This is a genomic window from Kordia antarctica, assembly GCF_009901525.1.
Classification (GTDB): domain Bacteria; phylum Bacteroidota; class Bacteroidia; order Flavobacteriales; family Flavobacteriaceae; genus Kordia; species Kordia antarctica.
Genome location: NZ_CP019288.1, coordinates 1,494,012 through 1,510,601, shown reverse-complemented (window position 1 = coordinate 1,510,601; position 16,590 = coordinate 1,494,012). Strand labels below are relative to the sequence as shown.

Annotated in this window: 11 protein-coding genes; 9 read left to right on the top strand and 2 right to left on the bottom strand. The window is 33.3% G+C overall.

The window, feature by feature from the left end:
- Window positions 1-41: 41 nt before the first annotated feature.
- The 5 genes from IMCC3317_RS06120 to IMCC3317_RS06100 all read left to right on the top strand — a co-directional run bounded on the left by IMCC3317_RS06120 (window position 42) and on the right by IMCC3317_RS06100 (window position 7,568).
- Window positions 42-1,244 carry a DUF4856 domain-containing protein gene (locus IMCC3317_RS06120; RefSeq protein WP_160128624.1) on the top strand — a complete coding sequence of 401 codons (1,203 nt, stop codon included), beginning with the start codon at window positions 42-44 and terminating at the stop codon, window positions 1,242-1,244.
- Between the two features lie 108 nt (window positions 1,245-1,352).
- A complete protein-coding gene (locus IMCC3317_RS06115; RefSeq protein WP_160128622.1) occupies window positions 1,353-2,462 on the top strand; it encodes an imelysin family protein in 1,110 nt (369 codons plus the stop codon).
- A gap of 128 nt (window positions 2,463-2,590) precedes the next feature.
- Window positions 2,591-3,973: an HTTM domain-containing protein gene (locus IMCC3317_RS06110; protein WP_394351587.1), complete on the top strand. Its 1,383-nt coding sequence runs from the start codon at window positions 2,591-2,593 to the stop codon at window positions 3,971-3,973.
- On the top strand, window positions 3,973-6,399 hold the full coding sequence (locus IMCC3317_RS06105; protein WP_160128621.1) for a TonB-dependent receptor domain-containing protein: 2,427 nt from the start codon (window positions 3,973-3,975) through the stop codon (window positions 6,397-6,399). Before IMCC3317_RS06110 ends, IMCC3317_RS06105 begins: the two co-directional genes overlap by 1 nt.
- Window positions 6,400-6,461: 62 nt before the next feature.
- On the top strand, window positions 6,462-7,568 hold the full coding sequence (locus IMCC3317_RS06100) for a hypothetical protein (RefSeq protein ID WP_160128620.1): 1,107 nt from the start codon (window positions 6,462-6,464) through the stop codon (window positions 7,566-7,568).
- 346 nt (window positions 7,569-7,914) lie between these two features.
- On the opposite strand, the gene IMCC3317_RS06095 is transcribed toward IMCC3317_RS06100, so the two are convergent.
- A complete protein-coding gene (locus IMCC3317_RS06095; RefSeq protein ID WP_160128619.1) occupies window positions 7,915-8,730 on the bottom strand; it encodes a tetratricopeptide repeat protein in 816 nt (271 codons plus the stop codon).
- On the bottom strand, window positions 8,721-9,275 hold the full coding sequence (locus tag IMCC3317_RS06090) for an RNA polymerase sigma factor (RefSeq protein ID WP_160128618.1): 555 nt from the start codon (window positions 9,273-9,275) through the stop codon (window positions 8,721-8,723). The genes IMCC3317_RS06095 and IMCC3317_RS06090 overlap by 10 nt, the downstream gene beginning before the upstream one ends.
- A 79-nt stretch (window positions 9,276-9,354) precedes the next feature.
- Here IMCC3317_RS06090 and IMCC3317_RS06085 point away from each other — a divergent pair, with 79 nt between their 5' ends.
- The 4 genes from IMCC3317_RS06085 to IMCC3317_RS06070 all read left to right on the top strand — a co-directional run bounded on the left by IMCC3317_RS06085 (window position 9,355) and on the right by IMCC3317_RS06070 (window position 16,498).
- On the top strand, window positions 9,355-10,686 hold the full coding sequence (locus IMCC3317_RS06085; protein ID WP_160128617.1) for a S8 family peptidase: 1,332 nt from the start codon (window positions 9,355-9,357) through the stop codon (window positions 10,684-10,686).
- A gap of 36 nt (window positions 10,687-10,722) precedes the next feature.
- Window positions 10,723-13,464, top strand: a complete 2,742-nt coding sequence (locus IMCC3317_RS06080; protein ID WP_160128616.1) for a CHAT domain-containing protein — start codon at window positions 10,723-10,725, stop codon at window positions 13,462-13,464.
- Window positions 13,465-13,637: 173 nt separating this feature from the next.
- Complete coding sequence (locus IMCC3317_RS06075; RefSeq protein WP_160128615.1) at window positions 13,638-14,738, top strand: hypothetical protein; 1,101 nt, start codon at window positions 13,638-13,640, stop codon at window positions 14,736-14,738.
- Window positions 14,738-16,498 carry a T9SS type A sorting domain-containing protein gene (locus tag IMCC3317_RS06070; protein WP_160128614.1) on the top strand — a complete coding sequence of 587 codons (1,761 nt, stop codon included), beginning with the start codon at window positions 14,738-14,740 and terminating at the stop codon, window positions 16,496-16,498. The genes IMCC3317_RS06075 and IMCC3317_RS06070 overlap by 1 nt, the downstream gene beginning before the upstream one ends.
- Window positions 16,499-16,590: the final 92 nt, after the last annotated feature.

The following is a 16,590-nucleotide window of genomic DNA, read 5'->3' as shown; positions in this document are numbered from 1 at the left end:
ATTTGCCAAAACAAAAATCAATACCATTAAAAATATTCAAAATGAAAAAAGTACTCCTCGGATTATTTACACTTTCAAGTTTTATAATTACATCATGTGCAAGTGATGATGACACAATTCCTACTGACAATAACGAAGTAATTGCGCCTGCAACATATACGTTTAGTAGAGACGGAAATTCTACGGTAAGTTACAGCGGACAAACAACTCGAATCCAAATGAGCGAGGAATTTATTTCTGCTTTAACAGATAATACAAAAACTGAAATATCTTTAGATGCAATGTTCGCGCATGTAGAAGGAAATGCAGATTTTAGCAATACAGATTTAAACGCATCAAACAAAAGTATTCGTAGCAAAACGGCTGCTTCTTCGGATTTCTTTTCAGCAAACACAACTGATGCAAACGCAATCAAAGCAGATTTTGATTTGTGGATTTCGAATCAAGTTGCTGAAGTATTTCCAAATTGGACAAACACAGCAACGGCAGGAAATGCAGGAAACTTACAAGAAGCTGGCGGCGGAACTACACGTTACCTCAACGGAAAAGGGTTAGAATACAATCAAGCCGTAAGTAAATCGTTAATTGGCGCATTAATGGTAGATCAAATACTGAATAACTACTTAAGTACTTCCGTTTTAGATGCAGGAAGTAATGTTGCAGATAATGACGCGGGAATTGTTGAAGAAGGCAAAATCTACACAAGTATGGAACACAAATGGGATGAAGCTTTTGGATATCTCTACGGAACTGACAATGCAACAAATCCTATATTAAACGAAGATAGTTTCCTAAATAAATACCTTTCTCGAGTTGAAAATGATACTGATTTCGCAGGAATTGCTTCTGAAATTTATGAAGCATTCAAACTTGGTAGAGCGGTAATTGTAGCTAAAAACTATGAAGTTCGTGATGTGCAAGCAACGATAATCAGAGAGAAAATTTCAACAATCATAGGCGTAAGAGCAGTATACTATTTACAAAGTGGAAAAAATAAATTAGCAACCGACAAAGCAGCTGCTTTTCATGATTTATCTGAAGGATTTGGATTTATATACAGTCTACAATTCACACGCAAACCAGGAACAAACGAACCTTACTTAACAAAAACAGAAGTTGACGGATTCATTTCGCAACTACTAACAGGAAACGGTTTTTGGGACGTAACTCCTGCAACTTTGGATGAAATTTCGGAAGCAATTTCGGCAGAATTCAGCTTTACAACTGCGCAAGCGGCTAACTAGAAAATATTATTTAGAATTATTATAAAAAAGGACTTCAAGTCTTTGGAATACTCTAACTCCTTTTTTACATTTGCAATCTTTATTTGGAATAAATAAAAATAATAAACAATGAATAAAATTTTCCCCATACTACTTTTAGCGCTAATTATTGCAGCATGTAGTTCTAGCGACGATTCTGTAGTTTCAGAAACGCCAGGAAATACCAGTTTTGACAGAGCAGGAATGTTGCGCAATATTGCAGACAACATTATTGTTCCTGCGTATCAAGGATTAAGTACAAACTTAGGCGCATTATCAACGGCAAAAGATGATTTTGTAGCAACGCCAAATCAAGCAAATCTGGAAACGTTGCGTTCAGCTTGGTTCACAGCATACAAGTCTTGGCAACATGTTGAAGCGTTCAATATTGGAAAAGCGGAAGAAATTCAGTACAGTTTTCAAATGAATATTTATCCAGTAAATACAACTGATGTAGAAAGTAATATTACTGGCGGAAGCTACGATTTAACACATCCAAATAACAATGATGCAGTAGGTTTTCCAGCGTTAGATTATATGTTATATGGACTTGATGCAACGGACGTAGCAATCTTGGAAAAATATACAACTAATACAGAATCAAGCAAATACAAAACATATCTTTCTGATTTAGTAAATCAAATGCAACTGCTTACGCAAGAAGTATTAAGCGATTGGACAACTTCATACAGAGACATATTCATCTCAAGTACTGCGAATACTGCAACGAGCGCAACAAACAAATTTATCAACGATTTCATATTCTACTACGAAAAAGGATTAAGAGTTACTAAAATTGGAATTCCAGCCGGAAACTTCTCAACAACGCCTTTACCAGAAAAAGTAGAAGCATTTTACAATCAAGAAGTATCGAAAGAATTAGCATTAGAAGCATTAAACGCAGTTCAAAACATATTCAACGGAACAACATTTAACGGAGATTCTTCTGGCGAAAGCTTCAAAACGTATTTAATTTCTTTAGATAGAGCTGATTTAGCGACGTTAATCAATGCACAATTCAACACTTCGCGTGGAAAAATTCAAGTATTAAATGCTAATTTTTTCACACAAATCAATACTGATAATACAAAAATGACGCAAGCGTATGATGCGCTACAAACTACAGTTGTATCATTAAAAGTTGACATGCTACAAGCGTTTAACGTTAGTGTTGATTATGCAGATGCAGATGGCGACTAAACAATAAAACAAACTACAATACTAAGGTTGTCGTACAAAGGCAACCTTTTTTTGTACAAAAGTTAACTACTTCGAGCTAAGCTACGAAGTATTCAGAAGAAATAATCAAAAGTATTTCAACGGAAACGTTGGAACTTATAAATCTCGATTATCGAGTGAATCGTTTTCAAACATACTTACAGCAACAAACTAGCGCGGCGCCTTTGGCAGTTTTTCGCATAGGTTTTGGGTTGCTAATGTGTTACAGTATCATTCGTTTTTGGGCAAAAGGTTGGATAGAAACCATCTATATTCAACCAACTTTTCACTTCTCCTACTACGGTTTTGAATGGATAAAACCGTTAGGAAATTACACATATCTGTTATTTTTAATTTGTGGAATTGCCGCTTTTTGTGTCGCACTAGGATTCAAATATCGCTTGGCAATTATCATGTTCTTTTTGAGTTTTACGTATATCGAATTGATGGAAAAAACAACCTACTTAAATCACTACTATTTCATAAGTATTTTGAGTTTTCTGTTAATTTTCCTTCCGGCGAATGCCACATTTTCAGTAGACAATCTATTGCGAAAAAGAACCTATGAACAAATTCCAAAATGGACACTAGATGGAATAAAATTATTACTCGGAATTGTTTATTTCTATGCAGGTCTAGCCAAAATAAACTCAGATTGGCTTTTGAAAGCAATGCCATTAAAAATCTGGTTACCATCAAAATACGATTTGCCAATTATCGGAGAAACGCTATTACAACAAAATTGGTTTCACTTCGCGATGAGTTGGTCAGGAATGTTGTACGATTTACTAATTCCGTTTCTACTATTATATAAAAAAACACGTTGGTTTGCATTTGTAGTAGTGGTTTTTTTCCATGTATTTACGCGCGTTTTATTTCCTATCGGAATGTTTCCGTATGTCATGATTATCAGTTCATTAATCTTCTTTGAAGCAGATTTTCACAAGAAAATTATAGCGTTTCTCAAAAAGATACTTCAAACTGTCATAAAAATAAATACGGAAACTATTGAAACAGTTTCTAAGTATCGAATGCAATTCAAATCGATTATCATTCCAATTGTAATTGTGTTTTTTACGATTCAACTCGTATTTCCATTCAGATATCTTTTATATCCTGATAATTTATTTTGGACAGAACAAGGTTACAGATTTTCATGGCGCGTAATGTTGATGGAAAAAATGGGCAACACAACGTTCAAAATTGTAGTTGGCGAAACAGGAAGCAATTTCTATGTAAAAAACAGTGACTTTCTCACTTCGTATCAAGAAAAACAAATGAGTTTTCAACCTGATTTCATTCTCGAATACGCACATTATTTAGGCGATCATTTCACAAATCAAGGACACAAAAATGTACAAGTATTTGTAGAAAGTTATGTGGCTTTAAACGGACGATTGAGTCAATTATATATAGATAAAAACGTCGATTTATATCAACAAAAAGAATCATTCCAACATAAAAATTGGATTTTACCACTAAAAAATAACTAATGAACATAAAGAGTTTCAGCCTATTCATTGCATTTTGTTTATGCAGCATCTCACTAATTGCGCAACAAAAAATTTCTGGAATTGTGTTCGAAAATTCGGACATTACACCTATTGCAAATGTGGATATTTACGATAAAGTTGCGGGTAAAGTTGCCACAACTGATGCAGAAGGACATTATGAATTTACAACACAAAAGGATAGTATAACATTGGTATTTTTCTCGTTTGAATATGAAGTGTATGAAAAAACCTTTACGGGAAATACTGAAATTGTTATAGATATATTTTTAAGACCACTTGGCGAACAACTTTCAGAAGTAGAATTAAATGTTCGAAAAACGAAAGTATTCGCGCTAAAGCGATTAAAAGATGTAGAAGAAACGGCGATTTACGCAGGGAAAAAGACGGAAGTTGTTTTGGTGGAACAATCGATGGCAAATTTGGCTTCCAATAACGCACGACAAATATACAGTCAAGTTGTTGGTTTGAATATTTACCAAAATGATGACGCAGGTTTACAATTAAATATTGGCGGACGCGGTTTAGATCCGAACCGAACGGCAAACTTCAACACACGCCAAAATGGCTATGACATTAGCGCAGATGTTTTAGGATATCCTGAAAGTTATTATTCGCCTGCGGCAGAAGGTTTAAAGGAGATTCAGATCATTCGTGGAGCGGCTTCATTGCAATATGGAACGCAATTTGGCGGTTTGGTCAACTTTGTGATGAAAGAACCAAATCAAGGGAAATCCTTTGAGTTTATCACTAGAAATACAATCGGAAGTAATAATTTATATACCAACTTTACAAGTGTAAGCGGAAGCATTGATAAATGGAGTTATTATTCGTTTTTCAATTACAAAAAAGGCGATGGATTTCGTCCAAATTCTGAATTCGAATCCAAAAATGCATATGCACATATTGGCTATCAATTCAATGACAATACGAAGTTAGAAGCTGAGGTTACATATTTGCGGTATTTGGCAAAACAAGCTGGCGGTTTAACCGATGAAATGTTCAATGAAAATCCTTTTCAAAGCAACAGAGCGCGAAATTGGTTTCAGGTAGATTGGTTATTATACAACTTAAAATTCTCACATAAATTTTCAGAAAACACAAATTTCACATTCAATGCTTTTGGTTTAAATGCTTCTCGAAATGCACTTGGTTTTCGTTCCAATAGAGTGAATCAGATTGATCCAAATACAGAACGCGATTTGATAAAAGGCGATTTTAATAACTTCGGATTTGAAGCGCGATTGCTAAATAAATATGAAGTATTCGGGAAGAAATCTACTTTTTTGGTTGGAACAAAATTTTACAAAGCAGAGAATTCAAGTCAGCAAGGTCCAGGTTCTGCGGGAAGCGATCCAAATTTTGAATTTCAATTGGACGAATTTCCAAATTATGGAAATCAGTCAGCGTATGATTATCCTAATTTGAATGTGGCAATTTTTGGTGAAAATATTTTCTATCTGAATGAAAAACTCTCCATTACACCAGGTTTTCGATTTGAACATATCAAAACAGAAAGCGACGGATTTTTCAAGCGAATCAATACAGATGCCGCTGGAAACGTTATTTTAAACGAAACTGTTGACAACAGCGAAGTGCGCAAGCGTTCGTTTGTACTCTTCGGATTGGGCGTAAGTTACAAACCTTCGGATGTGTTGGAAATCTATGGAAATGCTTCACAAAATTACCGTTCGGTGACGTTTACTGACATTAGTATAATCAATCCTGCTTTTGCGATTAGTCCAACGATTGATGACGAAAAAGGAATGACTATTGATTTCGGATTGCGTGGAAATTACAACAATATTGTTTCGTATGATGTTGGCGCATTCGGATTGTTTTATAATGACAGAATTGGATTTATTCAACGTGCTTTTGCGGATGGAAGCGTAAAAAGCGAACGTGGAAATATTGGTGACGCTGTGATGTACGGTTTTGAGGGTTTATTAGATTTTAATCTGAATGAAATCTTCATTAAAAACAACGATTATAGTTTCAATTACTTCATCAATGCTGCGATTACAGATTCAGAATATACAAATACACCAGAAAATGGAGTAGAAGGCAATAAGGTAGAATTTGTACCGAATATAAATTTGAAAACTGGAATTCGTTTTGGGTATAAAAACTTCTTATCAAACATTCAATACACGTACATTTCACAGCAATTTACAGATGCTTCAAACGCAGTAGATAGTAATTTGAGTGGCGTTATTGGCGAAATTCCAGCGTATGATATTCTAGATATTTCCATGTCGTACACGTACAAAAACTTCAAACTAGAAACTGGAATCAACAATATATTAGACAACAATTATTTCACACGCCGCGCTACTGGTTATCCAGGTCCTGGAATTATTCCGTCTGTGAATCGGAATTTTTATGTGACGTTGCAGGTGAAGTTTTAGGTGTTCAGTTACTTTTTTTTGAAAGAAATTTACAGTATTTTTAGAGCTGTAAAAATTTTTAAATGTCAAGATATTCAATATTTTATAATTTAAATAGAAAAATAGTTATTACAACACTAATTATTATATCTATTGTAGTGTTAATGTTTACACTTTTTTATCAGTACACTCTCAATTTATCTACTAATGATTTGTTATCATATGAAGATTTAGTAAGTGTAAATAAAAGGAATAAGTTAACTTCAATTCTAGCAAGTTTAATGTTAATAATAATAAGTTTATTAACTATATCATTGTATAGAATTAATCAAATAAAGAGCATAACAAATAATTTATTATCTGAGGAAAATTCAGAACTACAATTAGCAAAAGATAATATAGAATCAAAATTGAAAAAGTACACGTTTCTCAAACTAGACAAACAACTTATTTCAAGTATTCGTCAATATTTGGTATTCTTTTCCAATTATGTAAATGATAGTAAAAAAGTAGATATTATAATGCATGCTTCAGAAGTTGAAGGTGGTTTGGATATTGCTTTTGATTTTCCAGAAACCACGACCAAAGAAGAATTACAAATTTGGTTGGATGAATATTTAGGTTTTCTAACTGCGGAAAAAGACAACTTTCAAGTTAATACAGTTGCTGAAGTAACTAACGAAAAAGCTGATATTTTAATCTTAAAATTAAAGAATCAAGTACAACATTTTAAACATTCGTTAGATATTTTAAAAGTAGAAAACAATCTACTGAAAAGTCATAATGAGCAAATTTCAGATATAACTAAGCTGATTGCGAGTAAAGGAAATCAACTTTTTGTAGCTACTGCTGAAAATAGTACAATTATCAATGAACAAAGTAATACAACTGATAAAACACAATTCATAGGAAATTCGTTTAACAAAAGTGAAATCAATATTTCTGAAATTGATGATAGAATCGTTGATTTAATCAAAACCTTTTCAAAAAATAGCAAAAAAGAAAAGAAGCTTCTTGCAGAGTTAGCAACTTTAAAATCTGAAACTTCTTCTGAAAAAGAAAAGAAGAAATCGGGTAGTTTGCTTCGTAAATTTTTAGAAACCTGCAATTCTGAAACTGCTAAAGAAATTATTCAAACCATTGCCGAAAAAGGTGAAGGTTGGGTTCAGTATATTGGAACGATGTTATAATAGTGGTTTTAAAAAGTTAGAAAGGTAGTTGTTTAACTATTCTTTTTATGAAGTATAGGAATCCTTTTGCGTTTAAAATTTCTATTGTTTTTTAGGAGTAACTTTGATAATCATTTACTGAAAATAGGGCTTAAAGAACGAAAACAAGCAAAAGTTTTTCGGTTTTAGTTTTCCGAAGAGAAAACTAAAAATACCTGCCAGAAAAAGTGCCTTTTCTTTTGTTTCTGTTTTCTTTGGGCAAACAAAGAAAATGAAAATTAAAAGCTGAAAATATTTTACCTAGTAAGTATTATTGTTAAAAACTAAATATTTACTTTGATACAATTACAAAAAATAAAATCAGTTATTACTCCAATTTCCTTAACAACACTTTCGCTTCTCTATACTTAAAATTATCTTTCAATTCTGCACTTTTTTTCAAAGCAATAATCGCTTTCTCTTTATCATCATTTTTTAAATGAAGTAACGCTTCATACCAATATCCTTTGGAAGCTTCATACGAATCATCAACACTTGCTAACTTCTGAAAAGCTGCAATTGCTTTGTCATTTTCATCTAGTTTATCATACGAAGCGCCAAGACGTAGTAAGCTATGTGCATATAATTCATAAGAAGTTTCTACCATAGAAAATTGTTCTGCAGCAGTTTTGTAATCTTCTTTTTTAAATGCTAATTCTCCTTTAGAAAACGTATTTAATTCTCCTTTTTCAGCGAAAGAAGTTAAGGTTGACCAATCTACATTCGACTCATAATACGAACTATAAGATGTATTTAATTGCGAAAAGTAAATTCCGCAGAATAATACAATCATTCCCGCAATAGCGAAATAACGATAGTATTTTTTGAATGATTTTGAAGAAGATTGCTCATTAAAATATACTGTTTCAGCATTTCTAATATTTTCAGACAATTCTTGATATTCCTTACTTCTCAATTTCGATTTCAGTTCCGCTAAACGTTCTTTATTTTTAGTACGTTGAATGGAATGCCATTTTTCCGCGCCAAGCGTATCAAATAATTGTTGTTGCAAACGCACTTCTTCCTGTAAATCAGGTTCTTGTTGCAATCGTTTTTCAAAAGCTTCACTTTCTATGAGCGTTAACTTTCCTTGTAGATACGCATCTATTTGCGCCAGAAGTTGTTCTGTGAGTTCTATTGCCATTTTTTTAATTTTAGGAACAGTTTATCTTCTTTTATTAATTTTATTAGTTTCGTTCTGCATTTAAAAACACGTTGACGAACTGTGTTAATAGAAGCATATGCGTATTCGGTCAAAATCTCTTCGTAACTTAAACCGTTAAAATAACTACTCAAGATTTCTTTACAATTACCAGAGAGCAAATCAAACTTTTCAATATAAAAATCAAACAATTCTTGTTCAACCATAAACGTGCTTAATTCTTCCTCTTTATCTACAAGGGTATGCGTATCCGTTTTTATTACCTGATTTTTTAAAGTTTTTTTCCAAATATTTTTACAAACCACAAATAAATAGGCTTCCAATGATTTTATTTCGGTTCTTTTTTCTTTTTGAGTTACGATAATATACATCAATCCATCATGAAAAACATCGGAAGCATCTTGCGAATCACCTCTGTTTTTGCAGACAAATGATCTTATTTTTGGAAATAATTTGGTGTAAACTTCTTTCGTAATCTTTTCATCTCCAGTGATAAGTGCATTAATAAATCTTTCACTATCTTCCATAAATCTAAATATGATTAAAAATATTGGGTAATGTTTTCTGTGTTTTTACCCCTATATATAAACGCAAAAATTAAATATTATGAGAAATATACAAAAACTTATTGCATTTGTATTCGTATTGCTAGTTTGGTCCTGTACAACAGATGATTTTAGTATACAAGAGAAAGAAAATGGAGTCAGTCCAAAAAATAACAATCCAACAAATGCTAATCGACTTGTTTATTCCAATACTACTCTAATTGTTCAGTATAAACCTGGCACCACTAATTCTGAGAAATCGAGTATTAGAATCAGTCATGGGATTAATGGAAGCAATTCAGCGCCCCAACAAGGTTTTGGTATCTATGAAATATGCCGTTGCGACGATCAAGACATTGAAAAGTGGCAATTTAAAGGAGGAATCAATGTAGAACCTAAAAAACAGGTTATTGAAGATGATATTGATGAAGAAAGCACTACAGGATTGCTAGATGTTGATTACGAATTTATTTTCGGATTGGATTTAGACAGCCCATACATTGGAACCGATAGTGACACAGGATATACATCATACATAAAAGCACTGAATCCAGGAATTACGATTGCAGTTTTAGATACTGGCATAGCTACGGGTTTGACAGTTTTTAACGGAACTGGTGGACCGCATGAATTTTTGTACGATGCTTCAGATACTGCTGTTGGTGGCGAATTGTCTGGTTGGGATTTTGTAAACAATGACGCAAATGCGTTTGATGACGATACAGGAAAACATGGAAGTATTGTATCTTATCAAATTCATGATGTGTTAACGGACAAAGGTATTCCGCATCAAATATTACCAATAAAAGTGTCCAATAATTTAGGAAAAGCTAGTTATTTCAACTTTTTATGTGGTTCGCAATATGCTTTTGAACGCGCAGATATTGTGCATATGAGTTTAGGTTGGTATGATGATGGTTTTGGCGATCATGTGAATTCTATATTTTCAAACATATTAGATACGTTTAGTAGCAAAGTATTGGTTACATCTGCAGGAAATGCTGAAAACGATAATGATGAAGTGGCACATTTTCCATCTTCATATACACATGACAATGTAATTGCGGTAGCTTCTTCCAATGGCGCGCTTTCAAAAATATCTCAATTTTCTAATCACGGAATAACAAGTGTCGATTTTTTTGCCCAAGGCGAAGAAATTCCTTTTTATGATGTCTTTGTACAAGGAACTTCTTTTGCAGCACCACGAGTGACTATAGAGGTTGCGCGTTTGCTTTATGTAACTGGCGCAATGTCTCCAACAGCTAGAAAAGCACAATTAGCTTCCGATGCAACATTGGTAACTCCATCTTTTACTTATGTATATTCTGATGTGGCGGACGGATATGTATATCGAAATATATTGCATAGCAAATTGGTGATTCCGTTTGATTAAAAAATAATTCTTTACTTTTAAAGAAAAATGATTTTCTTGCGAAGAATTATTGTTTTCCTCTTACTATTCATAGGATTGTCCGCATATGCGCAACAGTCGTTAGCGTTACGAATAGATAGTATCGCAAACTTAAAAGATACTGAACATAAAATACAGCTATTTGAAGCAGTATTGAAAGATACAACGGTTGCAAAAACTTCAGCAATTAAAGGAATGCTTTTTCATGAACTCAGTCGTTGCTATTATACACTGAAAGACTATGAAGAAGCATTTTCTTATAGTACAAAAGCGATTGAAGTAAAAAGCAAATTAAGTGATGTAACATCTTTAAATAAAAGTAGATATAAGCTTGCTTCTATTTACAGAAAACAAAAAAAAGAAGTTGAACGTTACAAAGTTTTCCTAACAATAATTCAAGATGGTGGCGCAGATAAATATACCTTAAATTCGTATCGATCTTTAGCTCAAATAGAACGGACAAATGGTGATTTATATAAAGCACTGGAGTATTTAAACAACGGATTGGCAAATACTGAACTCTGCAAAAATACTGAGTTTGAAAGTCAACTGTCTTCAGCAGTTATTATTAATTATGCACAAATATATAGCAATACCATTGTGGTTGAAGAATCGCGATCAGATTTAGAAATTGTCAAAAAACACTACAAAACCATCATTGTAAATTCAGAGAAATTTAGGTTGAAAGGTAAGTCATTAGCGATTTTACATAACAGTTTGGCAATTATTTACGATGCGTTTGGCGATTTGCAAGAAGCATTGACTTACTATACATTGGCGAAAGATTATTTTACTAAAAGTGAAGATTTGTTAAATGAATTGGACGTAATTACAAATATTGGAATCATTCAAGCAAAGCTTAAAAATTATAAAGCTGCTGATAAGAGTTTCGAAGAAGTGATTCATAAATCTTCTGATAAAGAACAGATTGCAACTGCCTATGATGATTTGGGTTATTACAAAAACACCTCTATCACTAAAGAAAAATTACCCTATTTTGAAAAGGCAATTTCTGTTATTCTGGAACGAGAAAATAAATTATCAGCATTTCAATTACCAACTTTAGCAGAAATAAAAAAGTCTGATTATGAGCAAGATGTCTTAATCTATTTAATTGATTTGGCAGATCATTACATGCAAGCATTCAAACAAGAAAACGACAAATCGTATCTTATAAAAGCTAAAAAAACGGTCACACTTATTGACCAATTAGTGTCTTTAATTCGCTATGAAGCCGATACAGAGGCTTCTAAATTATTTTGGATTGAAAAAGGAGTGAATACGTATATGTTAGCCGTTGAAATTTGTTATTTGCTTGATGATACTGCGAATGCGTTCTACTTTATGGAAAAAAATAAAGCATTAGTATTGCAAGAAAATATAAAGACATTACAAACCAAATTAGCATACAATATTTCGGCTGAATCGCTAGAACGCGAATACAAATTGCATTATGATGTATTGACCTTGCAAGAAGAATTTCAGCAACATGTTGAAAACGACGAATGGAAAGAAACCTATAGCGCTAAAAACAAAGAATATCAAATGTTTATGGATTCCATGAAACATGTACATCCTGAATATATTAAAACAAAACAGAAAGTTGGAATTACTTCATTACATAGTGTTATAGCTGAATTTGAAGCGAAAGAAACCGCATTTGTAGAATACATTTTGCATGAAACTGGCGGTTACGGAATTTACTATGATACAGAGAAACCTATCTTTTTTAAAATTTCAAATATTTCTACTTTTCATGAGCAATTGAAAACGTTGCAGACTTTCATGACAAAACGCACCATGAATTCTGCCGAATTAACAGCATATCAGGAAGTTGGTTATGCAGTTTTTGAACAATTATTTCCGTTTGAAAATGCTTCGGAACGTTTAAAAAATAAAAAACTAACCATTATTGCCGATGAAACATTGCAATACATTCCGTTTGAATTATTGCCAACGCAACAAAGTGGAGAACTTTCGGAAGTGTATTTAGTGAATAATGTAGAAACTTCGTATTTACAATCGTTTTCTTTGTTCGAACAAATAAAGCAAAAACAAAATTCGCCAACGCAAAAATTATTAGCAATTGCGCCGTATGAATTTAAGAACTCAGCGTTACCAACACTAACAGGAACGGAAAAAGTATTGGAGTTTTTATCAAAATATGATTCGTCAGTACTATTAACGAAAAAAGAAGCTTCCAAAGAGAATTTTTTAAAGTATCGAAACGATTTTGAAATTATTCATCTCAATACACATGCAGGTTTAGATGCGAAAACACAAACACCTTGGATTGCTTTTTACGACGAAAAAATGTCGCTCAGTGAACTTTTCGGATTGGAAAATCAGGCAGATTTAGTGATCTTAGACGCGTGTAAAACAAACGATGGCGTGCATCTTTCTGGCGAAGGATTAATAAACTTGTCAAGAGGATTTTTCTATAACGGAACACAAAGCGTGTTGGCTTCACAATGGAATGTAAACGAACAAGCTGGAAACGAAATTTTACAGGAATTTTACACCGAAATCGAAAAAGGAACATCCAAATCTAAAGCATTGCAATTGGCTAAAAAGGCATATCTGCAAAACCATGATCGCGCGCAAAGCATTCCGTATTATTGGGCAGCTTTCACGCTGACAGGAAGTACAAATTCTGTGACGCTTCAACCAGTGCAAAATTATGCGTATATCGTGGTAGGAATCACAATTGTAGTATTCTTGTTGCTATTTTTCTATTACCGAAAGAAAACTCTAGCGTAAGCTAAACACTTGTAAATAAACAGCTTGTGTATAAATTTTTTATAAAAATTCACCTTTTTCATTTTTAATTGGGTAATGAATCTCTCAAAACTTCCCATATAGATATATAGATCTATTGAGGGAAACCTGAAAACCTTTAAAACAGAGTAGGGATTACAACTAATTGAAAAATCATGAAAAATAAACTATCTTTTTTAGTCCTAGCATTCGGACTATTTTTAACAACTAATAGTAATGCTCAAGTAAATTGGACAACAAATACAGTGAATCCTACATCTTCAGCATTGGGCGGAGGAAATACGGTAGCTGGAGAAACCTCTACAGTTGTAGGAACTCAAAATAACATGAACTTAAGTACCAAAAGATCGTCTTTTATTGCTGGACACAGAAATACAGTGAATAATAGTTTTTCGTTTGCTTTAGGAATGTCAAATGCAGTACAAAGCACACAATCTGGTGCTTTTGGAGTTAACAATTATGTAGATGCTTTAAACTCGTTTGCAATAGGTCATAGCAACAGAACTAGCGGAAGTTTTTCATTTGCCTTTGGACATAGTAATAAAGCTAGTGGTGCTTTTTCTTTTGCAATTGGAAGAAATACAGTTAACACTAAAAATTATTCTTTCTTAATTGGATTTGACTACCAACGACCAGTATTCATGGCAACAAAAGATAATATTATTGGAGCAAAAGTTGGTATTGCAACTGACGACCCGCAAGCACGTTTAGATATTAGATTGGGCGACAAGCAAGAAATTAGAATTCAATCGGAAGTACCAAACACGTTTGGAGGAATCTCTTTTAAACACAGTGACGGAAGCGAAAATTGGCGTATAAGAGCGTTCAGTAACTTTGCAGGCGGTTATGATAATATTTTAAGTATTGTAAGTTCAAAGAATGATAACCTTTGGATTGCTGCAGGAAAAACATTGATTGGTGATTGGTTTGATTTTGATCCTTGTACAGATTGTGACGAATATAAATTATTTGTAAAAAAAGGAATTCGTACCGAAAAAGTAAAAGTAGAATTGGCTGCTGGTATTTGGGCAGATTATGTTTTTAAAAGCGATTACAACTTAAAACCATTAGAAGAAGTTGAAGCGTTTATTAATACTAACGGTCATTTGCCAAACGTTCCTTCGGCTACAGAAATTGAAAAAGAAGGATTGAATTTGGGTGAAATGGACGCGAAACTATTAGAAAAAATAGAAGAACTTACATTATATGTAATTCAATTGAAAAAGGAAGTTAATGAATTAAAAAGTAAGAAATAATGAAAAACAAGAGTAACATAATACTAGCATTATTCTTGTTTTTTGGATGGACGTCTTTTGGACAAGATAATTTGGTCCACAACGCAGTCGCGGATCAGCCTACATACAATCCAACACCTTTTTATAAAGGTTTGGTGGATGATTATTCGCCGAAAGCGTATACGTATTCAGGCGGATGGAATACCACTAATTTTGGAAATCAAGAAGGACTTTCTGTTTGGGAAAGTGACATGCGTACCGTAACAAAAATTATAACAGCACCTGGAGAATTACCTGTAAAAAGCCAATTTCTTTTGCATTCTCCTGATTGGTTTATGGTTAATACACATAGTGGAACCAATAAACTAAGAGCTTATGATGAAGATGGCTCAGTAGTGATGCCATATTCAGGACTTGGTTACATGGGAATGGCACCTGGCGAACTCGTGCAGCAAAAATTCTTTAATGCCAATAAATTTGAAGAAGGAGAAACCTATACCTTACGATTTTATATTCGTTCTATAAATAACGCATCACGCGATTGGTCTACAGGATTAGACTTAAATGTCTACTTGAGAAAAAATGATATGGAATATTCTTTAGGCGCAAATCAGTTTGATAATAGATGCGATCCAAGTAAATATTACAACAAAGAAAGTATGTCAAATACGCTACAAGTTCTCAATAAACCAATTGATATTGTAAATTATCCGACAGGAGAATGGTATCCAATTACCATAGAATTTGTAGCGCCTTCCGATAGTTATGATTGGATTGTGATTGAAACAGAATCTGCCAGTCTATGTGATGGTTCGTACATACTTTTGGATGACTTTAAACTTGCAAAATCGTGCATATTTCCAGATTGTAGCAGAACAAGTGGCGAAGTATTTCCACATCATAATGGATTTGTATCAACGACAGTTCCATTAAAAATTACAAACCTCAATAATGTAGCTTCTGTTACAACGGAAATATTTACCATGCTTGGACAACCAATATGGAATTATAGTGTAAGCTGTCCGAACGGTATTGTAGATCCTATTTTTTGGGATGGACGAAACAATACTGGCAGTTTGGTAGCTAATGCTTCCTATTTACTAAAAGTTACGTATACAAATGATTGCGGAACAGAAACCAAAACGTCTGTTGTAGAAAAAGCAGGAAATCATCCAGCATTAGTAAATAATATTAATTGTAACACTTCAGGAATCATCACACCAAAACCATGTTGTGTATATGAACCGGATTTAGTTATAGATAATACTTTATTGCCAGGAATTGGATTGTTAGATTACCAAGTCATCAGTACAATCAATGTCGCGCCAGTATATACTGTAACAGTAACGAACAACGCGGATGTAGAAATGCGCGCAGGAACTGAAATCATGTTAAATCCAGGGTTTACAGTACAACCAGGTGGAAATTACTTTGCAGAAATTGTGCCTTGTAAAAGAACGCGTACTGCAACTTCGAAGCCAATAGTATTAACACCTGTGCAAGTAGCACAAAATGATAGACGTGATAGTAAACTTGATGAAAACGCAATCGCATTCTATCCAAATCCGACGAAAAATGCAACAGTATTATTCATTAAAGATTTTGAAGAAGACACAAACTATCAAATAGCGATCTATAATATGCAAGGAGTTCAACAACTTACATTAAATACACAAGTTCAAAAAACAGTATTGAATCTTAGCAGACTGACTACGGGTATGTATTTTGTGAAAGTTTCAAATGGAATAACGTCGTATAGCGCAAAACTCATTAAACAATAATCCACAAACCATTAATACTCATTGAAACTATATGTATAATAGATACAAACCTCAGACCAACTGAATAACTGTATCACAATTTTTGCGTTGAT

Coding starts and splice junctions, on each gene's coding strand:
- IMCC3317_RS06105 (WP_160128621.1), top strand. CDS start 3,973: ATGAACATAAAGAGTTTCAGCCTATTCATTGCATTTTGTTTATGCAGC.
- IMCC3317_RS06075 (WP_160128615.1), top strand. CDS start 13,638: ATGAAAAATAAACTATCTTTTTTAGTCCTAGCATTCGGACTATTTTTA.
- IMCC3317_RS06085 (WP_160128617.1), top strand. CDS start 9,355: ATGAGAAATATACAAAAACTTATTGCATTTGTATTCGTATTGCTAGTT.
- IMCC3317_RS06070 (WP_160128614.1), top strand. CDS start 14,738: ATGAAAAACAAGAGTAACATAATACTAGCATTATTCTTGTTTTTTGGA.
- IMCC3317_RS06115 (WP_160128622.1), top strand. CDS start 1,353: ATGAATAAAATTTTCCCCATACTACTTTTAGCGCTAATTATTGCAGCA.
- IMCC3317_RS06095 (WP_160128619.1), bottom strand. CDS start 8,730: ATGGCAATAGAACTCACAGAACAACTTCTGGCGCAAATAGATGCGTAT.
- IMCC3317_RS06090 (WP_160128618.1), bottom strand. CDS start 9,275: ATGGAAGATAGTGAAAGATTTATTAATGCACTTATCACTGGAGATGAA.
- IMCC3317_RS06120 (WP_160128624.1), top strand. CDS start 42: ATGAAAAAAGTACTCCTCGGATTATTTACACTTTCAAGTTTTATAATT.
- IMCC3317_RS06100 (WP_160128620.1), top strand. CDS start 6,462: ATGTCAAGATATTCAATATTTTATAATTTAAATAGAAAAATAGTTATT.